Source organism: Gluconobacter sp. OJB (genome assembly GCF_039638275.1).
Taxonomy (GTDB): domain Bacteria; phylum Pseudomonadota; class Alphaproteobacteria; order Acetobacterales; family Acetobacteraceae; genus Gluconobacter; species Gluconobacter cerevisiae.
Map to the genome: position 1 here is coordinate 557,136 of NZ_JBDIWH010000001.1, position 21,269 is coordinate 578,404.

The 21,269-nt window shown below is 58.4% G+C and carries 10 protein-coding genes; 7 read left to right on the top strand and 3 right to left on the bottom strand.

The features are described 5' to 3' along the window. Positions 1-210: 210 nt before the first annotated feature. The 7 genes from ABDK74_RS02610 (at position 211) to ABDK74_RS02640 (ending at position 9,973) form a co-directional block, all read left to right on the top strand. Complete coding sequence (locus ABDK74_RS02610) at positions 211-3,435, top strand: efflux RND transporter permease subunit (RefSeq protein ID WP_346002592.1); 3,225 nt, start codon at positions 211-213, stop codon at positions 3,433-3,435. Continuing rightward, entirely contained in the window at positions 3,435-4,619 is a 1,185-nt protein-coding gene (locus ABDK74_RS02615) for an efflux RND transporter periplasmic adaptor subunit (RefSeq protein WP_346002593.1), read from the top strand. Before ABDK74_RS02610 ends, ABDK74_RS02615 begins: the two co-directional genes overlap by 1 nt. Before the next feature lies 1 nt (position 4,620). Next, the gene (locus tag ABDK74_RS02620; protein WP_346002594.1) at positions 4,621-6,195 is read left to right on the top strand and encodes an efflux transporter outer membrane subunit; all 1,575 of its coding nucleotides are present in this window, start codon (positions 4,621-4,623) and stop codon (positions 6,193-6,195) included. Between the two features lie 143 nt (positions 6,196-6,338). Next, a complete protein-coding gene (locus ABDK74_RS02625) occupies positions 6,339-6,671 on the top strand; it encodes a hypothetical protein (protein ID WP_346002595.1) in 333 nt (110 codons plus the stop codon). 56 nt (positions 6,672-6,727) lie between these two features. Next, on the top strand, positions 6,728-7,111 hold the full coding sequence (locus ABDK74_RS02630) for a VOC family protein (RefSeq protein WP_346002596.1): 384 nt from the start codon (positions 6,728-6,730) through the stop codon (positions 7,109-7,111). Positions 7,112-7,202: 91 nt separating this feature from the next. Continuing rightward, complete coding sequence (locus ABDK74_RS02635; protein WP_346002597.1) at positions 7,203-8,213, top strand: MYG1 family protein; 1,011 nt, start codon at positions 7,203-7,205, stop codon at positions 8,211-8,213. A 116-nt stretch (positions 8,214-8,329) separates the two neighbouring features. Further along, positions 8,330-9,973, top strand: a complete 1,644-nt coding sequence (locus ABDK74_RS02640; RefSeq protein ID WP_346002598.1) for an alkaline phosphatase family protein — start codon at positions 8,330-8,332, stop codon at positions 9,971-9,973. A gap of 82 nt (positions 9,974-10,055) precedes the next feature. On the opposite strand, the gene ABDK74_RS02645 is transcribed toward ABDK74_RS02640, so the two are convergent. From ABDK74_RS02645 to ABDK74_RS02655, 3 genes are all read right to left on the bottom strand, one after another. Then, on the bottom strand, positions 10,056-11,408 hold the full coding sequence (locus tag ABDK74_RS02645) for an inorganic phosphate transporter (protein WP_346002599.1): 1,353 nt from the start codon (positions 11,406-11,408) through the stop codon (positions 10,056-10,058). Positions 11,409-11,553: 145 nt separating this feature from the next. Next, positions 11,554-12,375: a DNA/RNA non-specific endonuclease gene (locus ABDK74_RS02650; protein ID WP_346002600.1), complete on the bottom strand. Its 822-nt coding sequence runs from the start codon at positions 12,373-12,375 to the stop codon at positions 11,554-11,556. 125 nt (positions 12,376-12,500) lie between these two features. Continuing rightward, positions 12,501-21,086: a GH36-type glycosyl hydrolase domain-containing protein gene (locus tag ABDK74_RS02655; protein ID WP_346002601.1), complete on the bottom strand. Its 8,586-nt coding sequence runs from the start codon at positions 21,084-21,086 to the stop codon at positions 12,501-12,503. Positions 21,087-21,269: the final 183 nt, after the last annotated feature.

Consider the following 21,269-nt stretch of genomic DNA (forward strand, 5'->3'; position numbering starts at 1 on the left):
ATCTCCATCTAAGGAGATGTCGGAAAATAACGGAAGTCTATATTAATTTTTATAAATATAGATTCATCCATTCAAATCATAAAAATTTTTTAACAGATTCTGAAAAGTAAAAAACAATCCATAAATCACGATTTAAAAGACGTTATATTTCATCCCTCCTATTGTCCCGGTTTCCCTTCCTTGCTCAAAATCTGTTGGGAACCGAGCTGAATGAATGCCATCGTCGTCACCGCGCTAAGGCGACCGCTCACCTTTGTCGTCCTGTCGATCATGATCGTGCTGCTTGGCGTGATGTCGATCTTCAAGACGCCGACCGATGTTTTTCCAAACATCAAGGTTCCGGTAGTCGCGGCAATCTGGACCTATCCGGGGCTCCTGCCTCAGGAATTTGCAGGCCGTATCACCTATAACTTCGAACTGGCCGTTACCACGACCGTTCAGAACATCGAGCATATGGAGTCCAGCTCCTATTACGGCCGCTCGATCGTCAATCTCTATTTCCAGCCCGGAACATCGGTCGGCACCGCCGAAGCCGAAGTGTCGGCCATCGCACAGACCGTGCTGCTCGGGCTCCCGCCCAAGGTGCCGGCGCCGATGATCGTGGCCCTGAACCCGTCACAGGTTCCGGTCATTGCGCTTCAGATGACGTCTGACAAACAGACGCCCTCCGATCTCTTCAAGCTCGGTGTCATTCGCGTTCGTCCGCTCCTTGCCACGGTTCCCGGCGCCATCGTCGCCCATCCTTATGGCGGCATGGACAGCTTCGTCATGGTCTCCCTGGACCAGAAGCAGCTTCAGGCTCACCACCTCTCCGCCGCAGACGTTCAGGCCGCCCTGACCGCCCAGAACATCGTTCTGCCAGCAGGTGACCAGAAGATCGACGCAACGGACTGGATGGTCCAGACCAACGCCGCTCCTGAATCCATGGACGATATCGCCAATATTCCGGTCAAGCGCGTTGGCAATGCGGTCATCTATGTGCGCGATGTGGCCTCGGTCTATCGCGGTGGCCATCCCCAGACGAACCTCGTGCTGGTCAAAGGCCGCCAGGGCGTCGAGATGATCACCCAGAAGGGCGGCACGGCTTCCACGCTCGATGTGGTCGCGGCTACCAAGGCCCTGCTTCCGCGCCTGAAAGCGATCCTGCCTCCTGACGTCCATATCTCCATCCTGTCCGACGCTTCCATCATGGTGAAGGATCAGATCAAGGATGTGGTTCAGGAAATGATCACCGCGTCGTTCCTGACCGGGATCGTGGTTCTGCTCTTCCTCGGCTCCTGGCGTTCGACAGTCATCATCGCGACTTCAATTCCCCTCGCCATCCTTTGCTCGATCATAGCGCTTGGCTGGGCCGGTCAGTCGATCAACGTCATGACACTCGGCGGTCTGGCACTCGCAGTCGGCATCCTCGTGGACGATGCTACGGTGATGATCGAGAACATCGACGTTCACCTTGAAATGGGCAAGGATCTCGAAACCGCCATCATCGATGCGGCAAACCAGATCGTTATCGCGACTTTCGTTTCCACGACCTGCATCTGCATCGTCTGGCTGCCGCTGTTCGAACTGGATGGCGTCGCAGGCTATCTCTTTATGCCGATGGCCCTTGCCATCATGTTTGCGATGATCGCGTCCTTCATCCTGTCGCGAACTCTCGTTCCGACCATGGCGAAGTACCTTCTCGCAGGCCATGTGCATCACCCCGTCGGCGCGCCCGGCCCCGATGAAGACCCGCACGGTATCCATGACTCTGCGATCGACATCCCGAACCCGCATGCAACCCAGCGCCCGCCATCCGGCTTCTTCAGCCGCTTCCAAAAGGGCTTTGAAGCGCGCTTCACCAGCTTCCGTGAAGGATACAATACGGTCCTCACACGCTGCGTGGCGCGCCGTGGCGCCTTTGTCGGCATCTTCATGGTGCTCTCCATCGCGTCCATGGGGCTTTATTTCGTCGCTGGACGGGACTTCTTCCCCGAAGTGAAATCCGATGCCCTTCAGATGCACATGCGCGCGCCGCTCGGAACACGTATTGAAGTTGCAGGCCGTATCGCCGCACTCGTGGACGATCGCATCAACCAGCTTCTGCCAGGCAAGGTCGAGAACATCATCTCGAATTGCGGCCTTCCCGAAGGACCGCATAACCAGGCCTTCATCCCGACCCCATCCATCGGGACGCAAGATTGCGATCTGACGATCGCCCTGAAGAATGCTCAGTCCCCCGTCTGGGATTACCGCGCCCTTCTGCGCAAGGACCTCTCCAAGCGCTTCCCGGGAACGGTCTTCACCTTCCAACCTGCGGATCTGACGAACAAGATCCTGAACTTCGGTTCTGCCGCCCCCATCGACATCCAGCTTTCCGGCCCGGATGCCATGGAGAACTACAACTACGCCAAGCACCTGATCGGGCTGATCCGCCAGATCCCGGGCACGGCAGACGTGAACATCCAGCAGACGATGTCCACACCAACACTGATGGTGAATGGCAACCGAACCTTCAGCCAGGCAACCGGTGTGACGGAAAACGATCTTGCAACCAACGAACTGCTGACACTTGCCGGTTCCGGCGTCGTCGATCCGCAGTTCTGGCTCGATCCGGTCGACAACGTCACCTTCCCGCTCAACGTCTACACGTCACAGGATCAGCTCACCCATCTCAATGACCTGCTGACCATCCCGGTCGACAAGGGAGACGGCGATCCCAACGACAAAACCCAGCTTCTGGGCGCCATTGCCAATGTCGTGGCAGCCGGCACCCCGGGCGAAGTCTCGCACTACAACTCGATGTCTGAAATCGACATCTATGTGAACATCGAAGGCACCGATATGGGTTCCGTGCTGGACAAGGTGCGTCAGGTCGTCGCCCACGACGATCATAACAAGCCGACCTCCGCCGAAGTCGATATCCACGGTCAGGCCACAACGATGGCAAGCGCCTACAAGCAGCTTATCATCGGTCTCGCGATCTCGATCGTCCTGATCTATCTGCTGATCGTGGTGAACTTCCAGTCCTGGCTGGACCCGTTCATCATCATCACAGCCCTTCCGGGCGCACTTGGCGGCATCGCATGGGCGCTGTTCCTCACGCAGACACGCCTGTCCGTCCCGGCCCTCACGGGCGCCATCATGTGCATGGGAACCGCAACCGCGAACTCGATCCTCGTGGTGTCCTTTGCCCGTGAACGCCTCGAAATCCACGGCGATGCGCTTAAAGCCGCTATTGAAGCCGGTTATGGCCGTATCCGCCCGGTCATCATGACCGCGCTGGCCATGGTTGTGGGCATGATCCCGATGGCCATATCGAACTCGACCAACGCGCCTCTCGGTCGCGCCGTGATCGGCGGACTGATCGTCGCAACGATCTCGACCCTCCTCTTTGTTCCCTGCGTCTATGCAATCCTCCACAACCGCACATCGCGTCAGAAGGAAATCGCCTGATGGCTACCTCCCCCAAACTCATCGCCGCTGCGGGAGGGTGCCTCCTCGCGCTCTATGTCGGCTATATCGTCGTTGACCGTATCCATGTCTCTGCTGCCCTTGCAGCAGAGACGAAGGAAAACGCTCTCCCCGACGTTGCCGTCGTCAAGCCGATCCAGTCCCCCAAAAAGGTCGCCCTGACGCTGCCCGGCAACATCGATGCCTGGTATCAGGCGCCGATCTATCCGCAGGTCTCAGGCTATGTGAAGATGTGGTACAAGGACTACGGTGCCCGCGTGAAGCAGGGTGACGTTCTGGCCGAGATCAATGCCCCGGCGCTGGACGCACAATATGCACAGGCGAAGGCCGATCTCGCGTCGATCATGGCAAAGTACAACCTGTCCAATGTCACGCTCCAGCGCTGGCAGGCCATGGGCCGTTCCCAGTCAGTCTCGGGGCAGTCTGTTTCTGTCGCACAGGCTGACCAGCAGTCCGCCAAGGCGCAGGTTGAAGCTGCCGAACGCAATGTTGCGCACTTCGAAGCGCTCGAACGCTTCAAGACGATCGTAGCGCCCTTCGATGGCATCGTGACCTCGCGTGACATCAACGTCGGCGACTATGTCCATGACGGCGGCGGCAACCTCAACGCTGCGGGCGCGGCCTCCGAGCTTTTCACCGTGGCAGACGTGCACAAGCTGCGTCTGTTCGTCTCCGTGCCGGAAGTCTTCCAGTATGTCCTTCAGCCGGACATCACGGCCGAAGTCACCGTTCCGCAGTTTAAGGACCGCAAGTTCACGGCGAACTTCCTGACGACCGCACGCGGCTATGATCCGAACACCCGGACCTCCACCACAGAATTCGAAATGGACAATCCGAACGAAGTCCTGTGGCCGGGCACCTTTGCTTCGGTGGAGCTCAAGGCGAACAACGAGAACTCGCATCTCTACGAAGTTCCCACCAGTGCTCTGGTCTTTCAGGAAAAGGGCATGCAGCTCGCAGTTGTGCGGGACGACAACACAGTCCATTTCCAGAGCGTGACGGTCGGACGCATGGCCGATACGGCAACGGAAATTCAGGCTGGCATCGGCCCGAACGACCGCGTGATCGCCAACCCGCCCGCAGACGTGCTCGAAGGCGACAAAGTCAACGTGACCGTGCCGCAGCGCGGCTACAATCAGTCCGGCTTCGGAAAAGAGAACGAGTAAGATGATCCCATCCTTCTCCCGCCTCCGCCGCACCGGTCTGGTCTGCGGTACCGCCCTGTCGCTGCTCGGTCTGTCCGCATGCGATCTGGCGCCCACCTACAAGGCTCCGAACCTTGTCGTCCCTGCCTCATGGCAGGGTCAGGCGCCGTTCGCCGTCGCCACACCCGCGGATACGGCACTTCCCACCAACTGGTGGACCATGTTTCAGGACCCGTTGCTGAACGATCTTGAAGCCCGCGCCACATCGGATAACGGCGACATTCAGGCCGCAGCCGAACGCTTCATTCAGGCCCGCGCCCTCGTTGTAGCCGCACGTTCGGAATTGCTGCCGCATGTCAGCCTCGAAGCCGGGGCGTCGGACAACAAGCAGTCCGCTGACCGTCTGTTCCGCAACGGTGCGACCCTGACCCAGACCGAAGAGGAATATGGTGGTCTGGCGTCATGGGAACCTGACTTCTGGTCATCCATCCGCAACCGCGTTCGCGAACAGAAACAGTTCGCCCAGCAGCGCGCGGCCGATTTTGCGATGGCCCGCCTGAGCACACAGGCTGAGCTTGCCCGCGACTATATCCAGCTTCGCGGCTATGACGCGCAGGACGCGATCTATGCGCAGTCTATCGGGTACTACGAACGCGCCGTCCGCATTACGGAGAACCAGCTCCAGAATCAGGCGGCTCCTCGCCTCGATCTGGCACGCGCACAGGCGCAGCTCTACACCACACAGGCGGCGCGTCTGGATATTCAGGCCGCAAGACAGGTTACGGAACATGCCATCGCGGTGCTGACAAACAGTTCACCGTCGAGCTTCCATATCCCGGCCAGCCCACAGTTCCATTTTATTCAGCCGACGATCCCTACGGACGTTCCCTCCACTCTCCTCCAGCGTCGTCCGGACATCGCCTCCTCCGAGCGCGAAATGGCACAGGCCAATCGTGAAATCGGCATTGCGCGTGCGGCCTTCTATCCGCATATCGCCCTGCGCCTGAATGGTGGGTTCTCCGCCAATGGCTTCGATCTGGCCAATCTGGCCAACTCGTTGTGGACCTATGGCGCGACGCTCGACATGCCGCTCTTTGATGGTGGACTGCGCCGGGCGGAGCTTCAGAGAACATGGTCGGCCTATCGGGAAACGCGCGACGGCTATCGCATGAAAGTTCTGTCGGCCTTCCGTGAAGTGGAAGACGGACTGTCCCTGACCGAACGTCTGACCAAGGAAAACGCGGCGCTGGAACAGGCTGTCAAAGCCAACCTAGCCACGCAGAACATGACCATGACGCTCTATCAGGGCGGCGTCGGAACCTATCTTGAGGCCATTTTCAGTCAGGAAAACACACTGGAAAGCCGCATCCATCAGGTCGAGATCGCAACCCGTCTGTACCATGCGGACGTGGACCTGATCCGCAGCCTCGGCGGCGGCTGGACTGTCCGTGACCTGCCCACAATGGACCAGACCCTGTCCATTACGCCACTGCAGTATGATAATCTGCATCACCCAAAACCCGTCGGGGACGTCACGACGTCCCAGCATTCAGAGCAGTTCGAGAACCTGACGACTGGTCTGCCAGCAACACGGTAAATAAATATTTGGTCCTGACCGATGTCATTCCGGTCAGGACCAAACAGGGCATTGACCTTTTCGCAAGGAGCGATCCAATAAGCACTCAGGTTCTACCGGGCCTATGCTTTATCCCGTTCCCTGCCACGAGTAGGCTCTGCTTTATGCGTTACGTTCTTCTTTCCAGCGTTCTTCTGCTTGCCTCCTGTTCTTCTGCCCCGTGGGTCACAGGACATACCGACAGCAAATGCATCCGCGAACAGATGGTGAGCGGGGCCAACGGCAATGCCCGCCCCTTTGCCCCAGCCGCAGAATTCTGTGCTGCTGCCATCCGCAAGGAAAACAAGGGACATGGCCGCCCGCTGGACGTGCGTGACGACATGACCCTTCAGGCGATGGCGGAAAACCCGGATTACAATACCACCGGGCTCTCATTCGTACCGCGCAATTCCAAGACGAAAATTCCTGGCGGAATCCGCAATATCAATATCGACTGATCCTGTGGAGAAACAGTTTCGTCTTCCCGCAACCCGTCACCAAGGAAAGTCTTTTCATGTTCAGCCATATCACGCTGGGTAGCAACGACATCGCCCGTTCCAAAGCATTCTATGACGCAACGCTTGGCGTCATCGGCTGTACGCCCGCCGAACCCGATGCCAAGGGTCGGCTTGTCTATGCCCATTCCGGTGGACGTCTGATCATCACGAAGCCCCTGAACGGCGAACCTGCAACCGGTGCCAATGGCGGAACGGTCGGCTTTGCCATGAGCAGCCCCGAACAGGCTGACGCCTGGCACAAGGCCGGCGTTGAAAACGGTGGCGAGGCCATCGAAAACCCGCCCGGCATCCGCCGCACAGCGACAGGCGACCTCTACCTTGCCTATCTGCGCGATCCGGATGGCAACAAGCTTTGCGCCGTGCATCGGCGGGTCGGCTGAAACGAACTCTGGCAGGAAGGTTGTCTGCCGGGCTGGCCTGCGGCATGAAAGGGGCCAACACGTCCCTTTTCCCTGTCGGCAGGTTCCCAAGATGTCTAACCATACCCCCATTGGTCTCGAAAACGGCTCTGCGCCTGTCACGGCACTCACCCATTCGGGCAATTTCCATGTCGACGAGACCATGGGCTATGTCATTCTACACTATGCCCTTGCGCCCCAGGGGGATCTCCGCGCTCGTGTTCTGGAAGAAAAATCCGCCGATCGCCTGACGTTTATCCGGACCCGCAATCCGGACGTCATCAAATCTGCCGATATCGTTTTCGACGTAGGCGGCCTCTACGATCCGCCGCATGGCCGTTATGACCATCACATGAAAGACAAGCCCCTTCGTGAAGACAGCACGCCCTATAGCGCGGCTGGCCTTCTGTGGAAGGATTATGGACACGCGGCTATTCGCAACATTCTGAGCGCTCCGGTCGATGACGCCACCGTGGATCTGATCTGGCAGAGCCTCGACAAGTCCCTGATTCTGCCAATCGACCAGGATGACAATGGTGTGGTCAAGATGGGCAAGCTCTCGCTGGCCGACATCGTCTCGGCGTGCAGCCCGCCATGGGATACGGCTGAACTTTACGGCAAGCAGGAGGCCCGCGCACGGGAATCCCTCGGTTTCGCCAATGCCGCCACAGCTGTCGCCGCGCATCTGGTCAATGTCGTGGACCGCATCCGTGCCAGTCTCAAGGCAACAGATCGCGTGATCGCGGCTTATGAGAGCGCCGAAGACAAGCGCATTCTCGTCATGGAAACAGGCATGCCGACAGAAAAGGTCATTTTCGAGCGTGACCTGCCGGTTGTGTATGTCGTCTCTCCAGCAGGTCCGGAGCAGTGGAACGTCAAGGCCGTTCCACCCGTGCGTGGCGATTTCGGCCAGCGTGTTTCCCTGCCGGAAGCCTGGGGTGGTCTGGAGCGGGACAAGCTGGCTGCCGTTTCTGGTGTGTCTGATGCCGTATTTGCCCATCCTGCCCGCTTCATCTGCGGCGCAACAAGCCGCGAAGGTGCCCTCCGCATGGCTCAACTGTCTCTGCAGATCGCCGGGGTCTGAGACGAAGACGTCTCAGGTCAGAGCGTTGATCTTCAAATAAGTTTCTTCATCGGAAGTCGGTGTTGCCGCTAGGAAAGCTCCGAATTCCGGATTTTTCAGCGGCGGATCACTTTTTGATGACGAACCTTCCTTTACGTATTCCTGTTGCGGCGATCGGTCTGTGCCTGACATGGCCGTTTGCCATTCATGCAGCCGATACGTCCCCTCCGACCAAGACACCCATTAAACATCTGGTCGTGATCTATCAGGAAAACGTCTCTTTCGATCACTACTTCGGAACATACCCGAAGGCTGCCAACCTTGCCGGCGAGCCCGAATTCCATGCCCTAGCGGAGACACCGCGTGTCGATACGCTCGCTACGGCAGATCTGCTGAGACACAATCCCAACACGATCCTGGGCAATGGCCGGGACGCCTCACTGCCCTTCCGACTGGATCGCACACAGGCCGCTACAGCTGACCAGAACCACGGCTACACGGCCGAACAGCGGGCCTACGATCATGGACGATCCGACCTGTTCCCACGCTATACCGGTCGCGGACTGCCTGGTGGCGTTGGTGCATTTGGCACCAGAGGGGAAGTTATGGGTTATTTCGACGGCAACACCGTCACGGCAATGTGGCGCTATGCACAGCGCTTTGCCATGAGCGATGCGGCCTATACGGACACATACGGTCCCTCCACGCCCGGCGCGCTGGAAGTGGTGTCCGGCCAGACCAACGGTCTCCAGATCAAAACCACGACGCAGAAGCCTTCAACACTGCATGCCGCATCGCCTTATGTCGGAGACGGACAGGGCGGCTGGACCATGATCAATGACATTGATCCCGCCGACGATGTCTGCTCTACCCCGAACAATCAGGTCCGGATGACCGGGCCGAATATCGGGGATCTGCTCAACAGGCATGGAATTACCTGGGGTGGCTTCATGGGGGGATTCGACCTTTCACTCCACAATTCCGATGGCTCGACAGGGTGCCAGCGGCAGACTCTCTCCCCGACCGTCAGCCAGACTGTGGCGGATTACATCCCGCACCATAACTGGTTCCAGTATTACGCCAGCACGGCCAATCCGACCCATGCACGGCCATCTTCCGTAGCTGCCATCGGACACAGTGTGCGCCCCGACAACGGCCAACCGGACCCCGCCAACCACGAATACGATCTTCAGGATTTCTTTGCTGCAACGAAAGCAGGAAACCTTCCGGCCGTTTCTTTCGTGAAGATGCCCGCCTGGCAGGACGGTCATGCGGGCTATTCGGACCCGCTGGATGAGCAGAAGGGCGTCGTTGAACTCGTCAATTTCATCCAGACCCGACCGGAATGGCGCGATACCGCTATTTTCATCGCGTACGATGACTCAGATGGATGGTACGACCATGCCTTCGTCCCTCCCCGTCATGGCTCCACCGATCCCGAAGTTGATCAACTTGACGGGCCGGGACAGTGCGGAACTGCAGCACGCCCTCAAGGGGTTCGTGGCACTGAAGTGAATGGGCGGTGCGGGCCGGGGACACGAACTCCCCTGCTGGTACTCTCGCCCTGGGCGCGGACGAACTATGTCAGTCATGTCTTCCTGACCCAGTCCTCTATCCCCCGCTTCATTGAAGACAATTGGCTTCAGGGCGAGAGACTGGGCAAAGGCTCTTTCGATGCGGACGCGAATTCCCTCGAAGATCTGTTCGATTTCAATCGCAAGCCCAGACTGACCCCTCTGTTTCTCGATGCCGGAACGGGCGCTGTAAAACCGCAGCCCTGAAACGACAAAGGGGCGCGATAACACCGCGTCCCTTTGTCGTCATGGCCGAAGCATGAAAGCTCCGGCCTTTGATGAAGATATTTCAGGCGAGAAGGTAGAACACCGTCGCCGCCACACAGACCGTCACCGGCAGTGTCAGCAGCCAGGCCATCACGATCTTGCTCAGCATCTTTTTGTTGATGCCCGATCCCGCAGCCACCATCGTTCCAGCCACGCCGGATGTGATGATATGCGTTGTAGAAACCGGAAGACCTGTATAGCCCGCCGTCATGATCAGGCCCGCACCAACAACTTCCGAAGCCGCACCCTGTGCTGGCGTCAGATGCGTTGTTCCAATACCTTCACCCAGCGTCCGGACGATGCGCTTGTAGCCGACCATCGTGCCGATCCCGAGGCAGAGCGCACTCAGCAGACGCACCCAGGCCGGAGCGTATTCAACGGTCGGGCGGAGTTCGGATGCGAGACGGGCGGCCTGTTTCTTTTCAGCATCTGACGCAGCAGGGTTAGCGGCGACAGAGCGAAGGCCGGACAGAACCTGATACACATCACCGCGCAGTTCAGCGGGCACCTCGGAAGGGCCATCCGTCTGTGACAGACGGTTGATCGACGCGATGGCATCTTCCTTGAAGGAATACCGGTCATACTGCGTCACCAGCGGCAGAGCCTGCTGCGCGTCCTGACGGATCTGCTGGATGCTGACCGGAGCAGCCGGGTTCAGAGCAAAGGTCGCGGGCATGATGCCGATGATCGTCAGCATGATCAGGCCGATGCTCTTCTGACCGTCGTTGCTGCCATGCGAAAAGCTGACGAGCGTGCAGGTCAGAACCAGAACACCGCGTACGATCGGGTTCGGCTTCTGCTCGGGCGTCGGCGCCCTGTACATTTCCGGCATCTTCACGAGCGAACGGATGAGGAAATACAGCAGGAGCGCGCCCACAAACCCCAGCAGAGGCGACACGGCCAGTGCACGAAGCACTTTCCAGATCTGGCTCCAGTCCACGCTATGTCCCAGTTCACGAGCGTGAACGAAGGAATCACCGATGGCAATGCCGACCAGCGAGCCAATAACGCAATGCGAGGAAGAGTTCGGAATTCCGAACCACCATGTCATCAGGTTCCAGGCCAGAGCTGTGCCGAAAAGAGCCACCAGCATTGGAACAGCCGGATTTCCGCTCGGAGGCGAAAGCACATCCGGCGGGAGAAGCTCCACCAGCGCGTAAGCGACGGAAATGCCACCCAGAATCACACCCAGCAGGTTCATCAATCCGGACCAGACGACTGCTACAGTCGGCTTGAGCGAATTGGTATAGATGACGGTTGCAACAGCATTGGCCGTGTCATGAAAGCCATTGGCAAATTCAAACACACAGACCAGAACAAAGCAGAGGCATAGCGCAACGAGCGATACCGCCGAGGAGGGGTCAAAATGAAACATAAATCCCGGATTCCGTTATTCTGTCTCCTGCCTTAATCCATTTAATAAATTTTTAGTTATGACGTTTCTGCTTTTCATAAAATCTTCACAGTCATAGTCTGAAACACAACAGTATACGGCCCTGTTTTCAGGAGTAGTGTTTCAGTCAAGGCACAAGCGCTTTCACGAGAGCTTTGAGGGCTTTCTGTGCGGCTTTCGATCCCCATTCCCGCAAAAGTTCACGCGCCTGCGGCTGTTTCGAGAGCGATTCAGGCGTTTCCCGGATCGGGGGCATGGCGCTGACATGATCTTTGATGTTGGCAGGAAGTGCCGGGAAAGGATCAATATTTACCAACTGCGTCAGCAGCGCCACACTGGTAATCCGGCACGTCGGACGATGCGTGTTCAAACACACATATGCTCCCGTTCCGTTGACTGCGGGATCGTAAATGGCCTTCCACGTTACCGCAGGAACCGGAATACGCCCCTTCCCGATCGTCCGCACATCATCCGGATCGTAACCCGGCCCTGTGACGACAAAGATTTCACCTTCCTGCCGCGCCCAACCCCTGACAGCACTTTCAACGCCTTCCCACGGACCACGATTCAGCTCCGCTGTCTGCGGGACGATATTCGACAGCAGGAATGACTCCTGCTGCGCCATCAGCCCGGCTTCGTCACCACTGGGCGTCATATGCCCCCGGTCATAGCCTGACGACCGATAGTCGTTCAGAGTAGCCCGCATACTGAAGGAAAAACGCTCATCAGCAAGAAAGCTCCCCTGCCGACGCGTGCGATCCGCAATCTCCAGATTTTCTTCCGTTAGGTCCTCCGCAGACCAGAGCGGCCCCTTGGTCGCTTCTGAGACAAGAACGGCATACCCGGAGTTGCAAAGCTGAACCGTGCCGATCCGCGCCGTTTCCCGCAGGATCGATGGGGGCTGTCCCTCCGCGAACAGAGCCGGGCATGTCTCCGCTCCAGCCGACATGGAAAAAATAAGGGACAGAATGGGAAAGGACAGAAAATATTTCAAAAGCGGCCGGTCTCATGACGTCAGTTCCGGGAGCGGCCGGTGTTAATGGATCATCCCGCTCCGCGCAACTGACTGATTTTTCAATTTCTTTTCATGACAACCTCAATCAGGTGGACCGCTCCGTCATCTGTCAGAACAATTGGTTCTTCATTTCCCAAGAGGTTTCCGTTCTCCCGAACATCCAACATACCCCGGCTGATCTGATCCGGGTTGCTCACCTCGACCCGATAGGTGGCGGTCTTCCAGCGCAGCACCACTTCAAAGCCCGGCCACTCCGGCGGAATGCAGGGCGAGAGAAGCAGTTTGCCTTCCTCGACCCGCACACCAAGCAGAACTTCCGTTCCCACGCGCTGCATCCATCCCGCCGAACCTGTGTACCAGGACCATCCACCCCGCCCGACATGTGGTGCTGCGGAATAGACATCCGCCGCCACAACATACGGCTCCAGTCTATAACACCCGGCCGCTACCTCGTTCCGGGCGTGATGGACCGGATTGATGGTGGCGAACATCGCATGGGCAGCGGCGCCGTCTCCCAGCAGGGCTGTTGCCATGACGGTCCAGAGTGCCGCATGGGTGTATTGCCCGCCATTTTCCCGAACACCTGGCGGATAACCGCGGATATAGCCGGGGTCAGGCTCGGATTTATCGAAGGGCGGCGTGAGGACCATGATGATTCCGTCATCCAGCCTTACGAGTTGCTCCCGGACCGCCTGCATGGCCGATCTTGCCCGCTCGGAGTCTCCGATCCCTGAGATCACAGCCCATGACTGCGCGATCGCATCGATCCGCCCTTCCCGATTGAGATGGCTGCCCAGCGGCGATCCATCATCGAAATAGGCTCGGCAATACCACTCCCCGTCCCAGGCGTTCTCCAGCCCGATCTTGAGTTCCTCAAGCGCCCGATGCCATGTCTCCAGACGGGCCTGATCGCCACGGGCTTCCGCATGAGGAATAAACGCCTTAAGCGCCGAGGACAGGAACCAGCCGAGCCATACGCTTTCTCCCCGACCGGCTTCGCCGACACGGTTCATCCCGTCATTCCAGTCGCCAGTGCCCATGAGCGGCAGACCATGCGCACCCCATGTCAGACTGTGATCGAGCGCTAAAGCACAATGTTCGTAAAGCGAGGCCCGGTTTTCCGTCGTTGAGGGCTGAAGGAAGCGTTCATGCTCGTCATTCGCCAGCACAGGAGCATCAAGGAAAGACAGTTCTTCGTCCAGAACGCTCCGATCTCCACTGACACGCACATATTGCGCCACTGTAAAGGCCAGCCACGCACAGTCATCGGAGATGCGCGTCCGCACGCCGTTACCCTTTTGGGGCAGCCACCAATGTTGGACATCGCCTTCAACAAACTGCCGCGATGCTGCACGGAGCAGATGTTCCCTGACCAATGCAGGCGCAGAAGTCACAAGTGACATTCCGTCCTGAAGCTGATCGCGGAACCCATACGCACCGCTTGCCTGATAGAACCCGGCCCGCGACCAGATACGGCTCGACAGGGACTGATACAGCAGCCAGCCGTTGAGCATGATGTCCATCGCCCGGTCAGGCGTGCGGACCTGAATGGCTTCTGTAACAGAACGCCAGCTCTGCTTCACATCCTCCAGAACATCATCCAGATCTGCGGCCCGGTATTGCGCGATCAGTTTGCGGGCCTGCTCGAGATTCTGTCCCTGCCCCAGAAGGAAAACGATTTCCGTCTCCTCACCCGGCGCCAGAGTGATAACCGTCTGCAAGGCCACGCAGGGATCGACGCCTGCACCGACAAGACCCGGAAGATCACTTCCCAGCATAATCGCCCGAGGGGCGGACAGACTTCCGTAACGTCCAAGAAATGCCGTCCGGTCATCCATGCAGGAGGTCTGACGTCCCCCGAAATCCGCGAATGCAACACGGTCGCCGAACGTATCTCCCCATACATTCCGGGCGAATACGGCACCCGTTTCAGCATCGGTTTCCGAAAACACGAAAGGAGCCGCAGACATCCGGGCGCGACCAAGCACCCATTCCACATACGCCGTCATGCGCAGAGTCCGCGTCCGAGACGTCTGGTTCACCAGACGCAGCCTTGAAATCCTGATCGGATCTTCCCGTGGCACATACTGTATCAGCGTCGTGGCGATCCCATTCGCAACCCGTTCGAACCGACTGTAACCGCGGCCATGATACGCAACATGGACCGCCGCTTCATCAGGGTAAACCGCTGCCACAGGCGACCAGAAAACCCGGCTTTCCTCATCGCACAGATAAAAAGCCTCTCCCGGCGGATTGCTGACGGGGTCGTTGTTCCAAGGTGTGAGCTGGTTTTCACGGCTGTTTTCAGACCATGTATAGCCGCTTCCTTCTGCTGAGACCTGAAACCCGAAATGTGGATTTGAGATCACGTTGATCCACGGCGCCGGCGTGGTGCGGCGGCCCCGCAGGATCACGGCATATTCCGTCCCCCCGGCCGTAAATCCTCCATATCCATTTGAAAGTTCGAGTTCCGGAAGAGCAGGAGCCTCGCCTGTAGCCCGATAAGGCCGGAAGAGCGCCTCTTTCGTCAAAGCTGTCCTGTCATGCCGGATCGTTTCGGCGCGGGTGATCTGATATTGCAGACTCCCTCCCTTTCCGGGAAGGACCACACGCGCAGCAGAGTACAGAAGCTCCTTCACGACACCTGACATCAGGCTGCCCCGCAGCAGATGAACGCCTCCGGCCCCGCCGCCCACCGAGGAGGATCTGACGAGCGTTTCAAGCGCCTGCTGAAGATCCTGCGCATAGGATGTCGGATGTTCGTTCAGGATGACCACATCCACGGCCAATGCCTTGATCCGGAAATATTCCTGTGCTCTGAGCACCGTACGGGCAAGCTCGAAGTCCTCGCTTTCACTCACGACAAGCAGCAGGATCGGAAGATCGCCCGACAGACCCTGCCCCCACAGATCGGTCTGCCGCCCGGCTCCACGCCGGATCCGTTCAGGAGATGCCCGCAGTGTCGGGCCCGCGTAAAGCAGGAAGCTCGCCAGCTTCTGAAACAGATCTGCCTGAGTGGGACGGATGTCGAGATGCCGTAACTGGACCTGTGCATGCGTCCAGGCCAGCGTCAGCGCGCGCTCGAGATCCGCCGCATCCTGATGCCGCTCGATACTGTCCATCAACGCCGCCCGCGTCGAAGCGACGATCGTCCAGAACGACACCCGGCGTGTGGCCCGTGGTGGGACCGCCAGTCTGCACCTCACTGCAAAAGTCGCATCCAGCACCGTACCGGTACTACCCGAAAGTTCCGAAGCTCCCTGCAACGCGAGGGGCGCCCGAAGATTACGGCCCCTGCCTACAAACCGTGCGCGGTCCGTCTCGATGGAGAGAGTTCCGCCCCCCACAACCAGACATGCCGCCCAGATTTCCTGCTCCCCCGGACTACGGCGGCGGCGCGTGGCAATAATGGCGCGCTGTGAGGGAAGATATTCCGTCTGCACGAACATGCGGGCGAAAGCGGGATGGGCAAGGTCGGTTTCCGGCGGGCACAGCGCCAGCTCGACATAGGACGTCACCTCGATCTCAACAGTCGCCTGACCCGTATTCCTGACGGAAACACGACGCAGTTCCGCATCGTCCTCCGCAGAAACCAGCACATCCATCGTCGTCGTCAGCTCTCCATCCTGCCGCAGATACGTGGCGCGATCCTCGCGGAACTCAACGCTGCACTGATCTGCCGGAACCCCGCAGGGTTGAAAACCGGCGGACCATACACGGCCACGTCCGATATCCCGCAGATAGACATAAGATCCCCAGTTATCGAGCGTTCCATCCTCACGCCAGCGCGTCACCGCCTGCCCGTTCCAGCGGCTGTAGCCCGACCCAGCAGCGGTCAGCATGACACTGTAGCGACCATTGGACAGAAGATGCGTCACGGGAGGGGCATCCACGTCCAGCGTGATCTGCCGTCCGCCGGGAGCCTGTCCCGTAGAGGCCGGAGGCGGGAGCAGTTTCTCTTCCTTTAGCGGACGCGTTATGGCCCCGCCGATCGGCGCACGTTCCTGAAGCAGAAGCTCGGCAGCCCCCATCATGGGCTCCGCATGAAACCGCCTGCGCATGATTCCATCCAGAATGGTATCGGCAAACGCCAGAATGGACATGCCCTGATGATGCGCCATGTAGGAGCGGATGATCGCAGGATTTTCTCCGGGCCGCAGACGTTCTTTCGTGTAGTCCAGGGCCTCGTAAAAACCGAATGCCCCCTGGGCTCCGAGCGCCTTCAGGCGAACGAAATTCGCCACGGCTTTACGGGCATTGACCATAGCGGCAAGCGCCGTCGCATAGGGCGCGATCACGAGGTTCTGCGCAAGCCCCCGCTTCATCCCTAAACCCGGTACGCCGAAGTTGGAATACTGGTAATTATAGTCCAGATCCCGGGCGTTATAGGCTGATTCCGAGATGCCCCAAGGTGTTTCGCGCGCCTGTCCATATTCGATCTGACGCCTGACGATCTGTCGGCTGGTCCCCTCCAGAAGACTGTCGAACGGTGCCGCCATAACCAGAGAGGGCATGAGGTATTCGAACATGGAGCCCGACCACGAGACGAGGGCCTCTCCCCGCGCTACGGCAGCAACAGGCCGCCCCAGCCGGAACCAGTCCCGGGCAGGAACATCGCCTTTCGCAATCGCGAAGAACGAAGCGAGCCGTGCTTCAGACGCAAGCAGGTCGTAGCAATTGTCGTCCAGAACCCCGTCATTGACGACGTACCCAATCGACAGCAGACCACGCTCACGATTACGGAGAAAGCCAAACTCCATATCAAGCGCCATTGTCCGGGCCTGCTCGGCCAGTTCCCGCAACAATCCGGCTGTCTGTTGTACGGTGGCGCCGTCTCTCTGATCGCTGCGGATGGTGTTCTGTGCAGCCTGCAACCAGAAGAGGACACCCTCTACTCCTCCTGCCAGATCAATATCCCTGTCAGCCACCTTCTGCCCTCTGCTCCCGTTCAGAGACTGCGCTGCTTCCCCCGCACGCGCGACAAGAGCCATCAGCTTTTGTTCTACAAAAATCTGCCCGGCAGCATTCTCCAGCAACTCATGCAGCAGCGACCGGATATCCTGCGCAATGCTGGTCATACGAAAAGCGTTACCATTCGCGGACAGTTCTTCCTGAGCCAGAGTCAGAGCGTCCTGAACACCCCGTCTCCAGCCGTCAGGCGAACGGCCCTTATGCTCCCATTCCACAAAGGTCCGGCCCAGCGTGATCAGATGGCCTGCCAGATTGCCGCTATCGACAGTCGAGACATATACCGGTGCGAGAACGGAAAGGTCTTCCGTGCTATACCAGTTATAGAAATGGCCCCGATACTTCGGCAGACGGGCCATCGTCGTGAGCGTTTCCTCCACGCGCTCCACCGCTTCCGCCATGCCAATCCAGCCAAAATCATGCGCGGCGACAACGCATAGAAGATACAGTCCCATATTCGTGGGCGATGTTCTGCGTGCAAGCAGAGCAGCGGGCTCTTCCTGGAAATTGTCGGGTGGCAGGAAATGATCCGATTCCGTGACGAAAGTCTCGAAATACTTCCATGTTCTCCGCCCCTGAAGGCGCAGAACAGCCGTTTCGTCCACGGTTGCTTCAAGCCTGCGGGCTGAGACGCTGTACTGGCTCGTCTTCCAGGCAAAAACCGGCGACAGAACCCAAACACAGGCAAATGGCAGAATCACAATCCACACAAGAGGAGCCATCAGAGGCATCAGGACAAAGGCGAAAGCGCCGAGAAGGATGGCTCCGCCCATCTGGCGCACATATCCCATCAGGCTTTCCCGTGGTGCCTCGGCAGCCTGTGCCGCCGTCACCCATTGCAGGAGATGCCTCCGTGTGACGAACACCCTTGCAAGTGTGCGAACGATCGCATCTCCCATCAGGCATGCCTGATCGGCCAGAAACACCAGGCAGAGCGCGGTGGTCAGAACGGTGCGTTTCAGGTCTGTGCCGAGCAGGGCCAGATAACTGTCAAGCGTTTCTCCCTGTCGGAAGCGAAACGCGTCAATCAGCAGTGGCAGAATGGCGGGAATGGCGACGGTTGCAACAATGCACATCGTCCAGACGAACGCATCATGGCCTCCCAGCATCCAACCTGCGAACAGGGCCGCGACGGCCATGGGTGCGGACAAACTGCGCCGCAGATTATCGAGCATTTTCCAGCGCGCGATACCCGTCATAGGCGTTGAGCATATACCGATCGTCGGAAGCCGTCCCATCCATGAAAAAATCCATGGCAGAAGCTGCCAGTCCCCCCGTGCCCACCGGTGCAGGCGGGAAGCTGAAACCAGATAGTCCGTCGGGAATTCTTCGATGACCTCAATATCGGTTACAAGCCCGGCGCGGGCGAAAACGCCTTCAAACAGGTCATGACTCAGCAGTGTTCCTTCAGGCACGCGTCCGGCCAACGCAGCCTCGAACGCATCGATGTCGTAGATCCCTTTTCCGGCAAATGAGCCTTCAGAAAACATGTCCTGATACAGGTCAGAAACAGCGGCGGTGTAAGGTTCGATCCCGTTGGGGCTGGAAAAAACCCGCTGAAACAGCGTGCTGCTCCGCGCCTTCGGCAGAGAGGGCGTCACGCGCGGCTGGAGGATGCCGTAGCCTTCCACGACAGCACCCCGCTCCGGATCGAAGCTCGCCTTATTCAGAGGATGCGCCAGTTTACCGACCAGACGCCGGACCACTTCGTAAGGCAGACGCGTGTCGCTATCGAGCGTTACGACATACCGAACTCCTTCTGGAATCCGTTGCCCAGGAAGCAGCATGAAACTCGTATCCTGCGCCCCACGCAGAAGACGGTTCAACTCATGCAGCTTGCCACGCTTACGCTCCCAGCCGATCCACTTGCCTTCGCCTTCCGACCATTTCCTGCGACGGTGCAGCAGCAGGAAACGGTCGGGAGCACCATCAATCGCTCCGTCAACCCGTCCGTAAATCCGGTTCAGCCGCTCAATACCCTGCGCGGCCTGATCCAGCAGATCTTCATCTCCGGCGCGGTGTTCGGAAGACCAGTCCGTCCAGTCCGTCAGCAACGCAAAACAGATATCTCCGTCCCGGCTGGCGAGGTAATGTTTTTCAAGACGATCAACCATTTCCTGGACCGCCTGACGGTGCGTCAGAAGGGTCGGCACCACGACCATTGTCCTCAGCTCCGCCGTAATGCCCTGTTTGAGTTCCAGCGCCGGAAGTTCTGAAACCGTAATGGCCCACATCAGAAAACGGTTCATTCCGGAAACCACGGCATCCGAAGCCGGGATGAAGCCCAAAACAAGCAGAAGCAGGAACGCGCGTCCCGGCAGATAGCCGTTCATGAGCGACAGAAACGCCGCCAGCAGAAGAAGTGTCAGAAGCGTAACCGCAATACTGTAGCCGGTAATGCCAAGCTGGCGGCTGATCTTCCCGACCTGAACCCGCAACGGCGCACGAAACCCGAGTTCCTGCTCAAGAGCCGGACGTCCCTCCGCAATCAGATAATATCCGGGGTCAGCACGCCGTGGCTCCGCAGGGTATTCAACGCGGGCGTTCTGCGCTTTTGCAACCGCCAGAGTGGCAATGTCACATTCTGAGAACTGTGATCCTTTCGCGAGTTTTTCGACAGCCCGGCAGTAGAGGTGGCGCGTCGTCAGATCCATCCCGGCAAATTCGCCGTGGGCCGCCAGCGTCCTGCTGACGAGGCTGACATCCTCGACCAGATCGTTCCAGTCGGTCGTCGTCATGAGCCGGATACTGTTGATGATATTGCGGATTGTCGCGTTCAGTCCCCCCTGCTCCTGCATCTCCTCATGAACGATCGTCTCCAGATCTGTTCCTTTTTCTTGGAGCACTCCGTCAAGCCACAGAAAAGCAGGGTCCTTCTGCGGGTCATGTCCTCGCAGACGATGGGCGAACTGAACGAGAAAAGCGCGCGAGAGCGTGCGGATCTCAACGCCGGCCAGAACCTGCATGGTCTGCGGACCATTGGCGCCCCCGTTTTCCGTCAGGGCATCGACAAGAGTATCAGCCTTCTCCCGCGCTTTCAGGTCAGCACTGATCTTCTGTGAAATACGCCGCAGGTTTTCGATCAGAACGATGCGCATATTGATCGGAACGGCCCAGAGTTCCCGGATCAGCAGAGGCTGGGTCTGCTGGTAGGTTTCGAGAAACTCACGGATCGTTTCCGTACTGATATGGCTGTCCGTATGCGCCACCAGCGCCCAGGCGATCTCGAACACGCGGGGCAGGCCGGAAAACGCGCCATCCACCAGTTTCGGGAGGTCACGGTAATATCCGACAGGCAATTCGACCTTAATGGTCTGGATCTGCATATCCATCAGATAATAGTTGTCGATCAGCCATTCGGCTGCTGATGTCAGTTGCTTTCCCTGCTCCGATGCGTGGGACAGAACGATATTGGCGTCCTGCAACACTCGTGCATTGTCGTTCAGACGGGCAATCAGAGGGCTGCCATGAGTGCCAAACCCGGTCCGGGCATGGGAGACCGCCAGACTGTGAGCATGCACCCGCATCCGGTCCATCCCGAACAGATCTGCCCGGATAGGGTTTTCATTCGCCCAGCAGCTCCGCACATACGCTTCTGCTTTCGACGCCCCCCGGAACCGAGAGGAGACCGATGTGAATGATGCCTGCAATTTGAGAATTTCTGTTCTGATCGACATCTTACCGCCTCCATCTCCGGAATGGAGAACCATCCAGACGTCTGCAACCGAATTGAGAAGGCTGTTTTCAGCAACAGGTTCTTGTTATTTCTTTTGTGACTGATCACGTTTCCTTGCTGTTGAGGAAATGTCTGGTAAAAACTGCAACTGTTTGAAAGCGTTACTGGAGATACTTCAGAACTG

Coding starts and splice junctions, on each gene's coding strand:
- ABDK74_RS02610 (WP_346002592.1), top strand. CDS start 211: ATGAATGCCATCGTCGTCACCGCGCTAAGGCGACCGCTCACCTTTGTC.
- ABDK74_RS02615 (WP_346002593.1), top strand. CDS start 3,435: ATGGCTACCTCCCCCAAACTCATCGCCGCTGCGGGAGGGTGCCTCCTC.
- ABDK74_RS02620 (WP_346002594.1), top strand. CDS start 4,621: ATGATCCCATCCTTCTCCCGCCTCCGCCGCACCGGTCTGGTCTGCGGT.
- ABDK74_RS02625 (WP_346002595.1), top strand. CDS start 6,339: ATGCGTTACGTTCTTCTTTCCAGCGTTCTTCTGCTTGCCTCCTGTTCT.
- ABDK74_RS02630 (WP_346002596.1), top strand. CDS start 6,728: ATGTTCAGCCATATCACGCTGGGTAGCAACGACATCGCCCGTTCCAAA.
- ABDK74_RS02635 (WP_346002597.1), top strand. CDS start 7,203: ATGTCTAACCATACCCCCATTGGTCTCGAAAACGGCTCTGCGCCTGTC.
- ABDK74_RS02640 (WP_346002598.1), top strand. CDS start 8,330: ATGACGAACCTTCCTTTACGTATTCCTGTTGCGGCGATCGGTCTGTGC.
- ABDK74_RS02645 (WP_346002599.1), bottom strand. CDS start 11,408: ATGTTTCATTTTGACCCCTCCTCGGCGGTATCGCTCGTTGCGCTATGC.
- ABDK74_RS02650 (WP_346002600.1), bottom strand. CDS start 12,375: ATGTCGGCTGGAGCGGAGACATGCCCGGCTCTGTTCGCGGAGGGACAG.
- ABDK74_RS02655 (WP_346002601.1), bottom strand. CDS start 21,086: ATGTCGATCAGAACAGAAATTCTCAAATTGCAGGCATCATTCACATCG.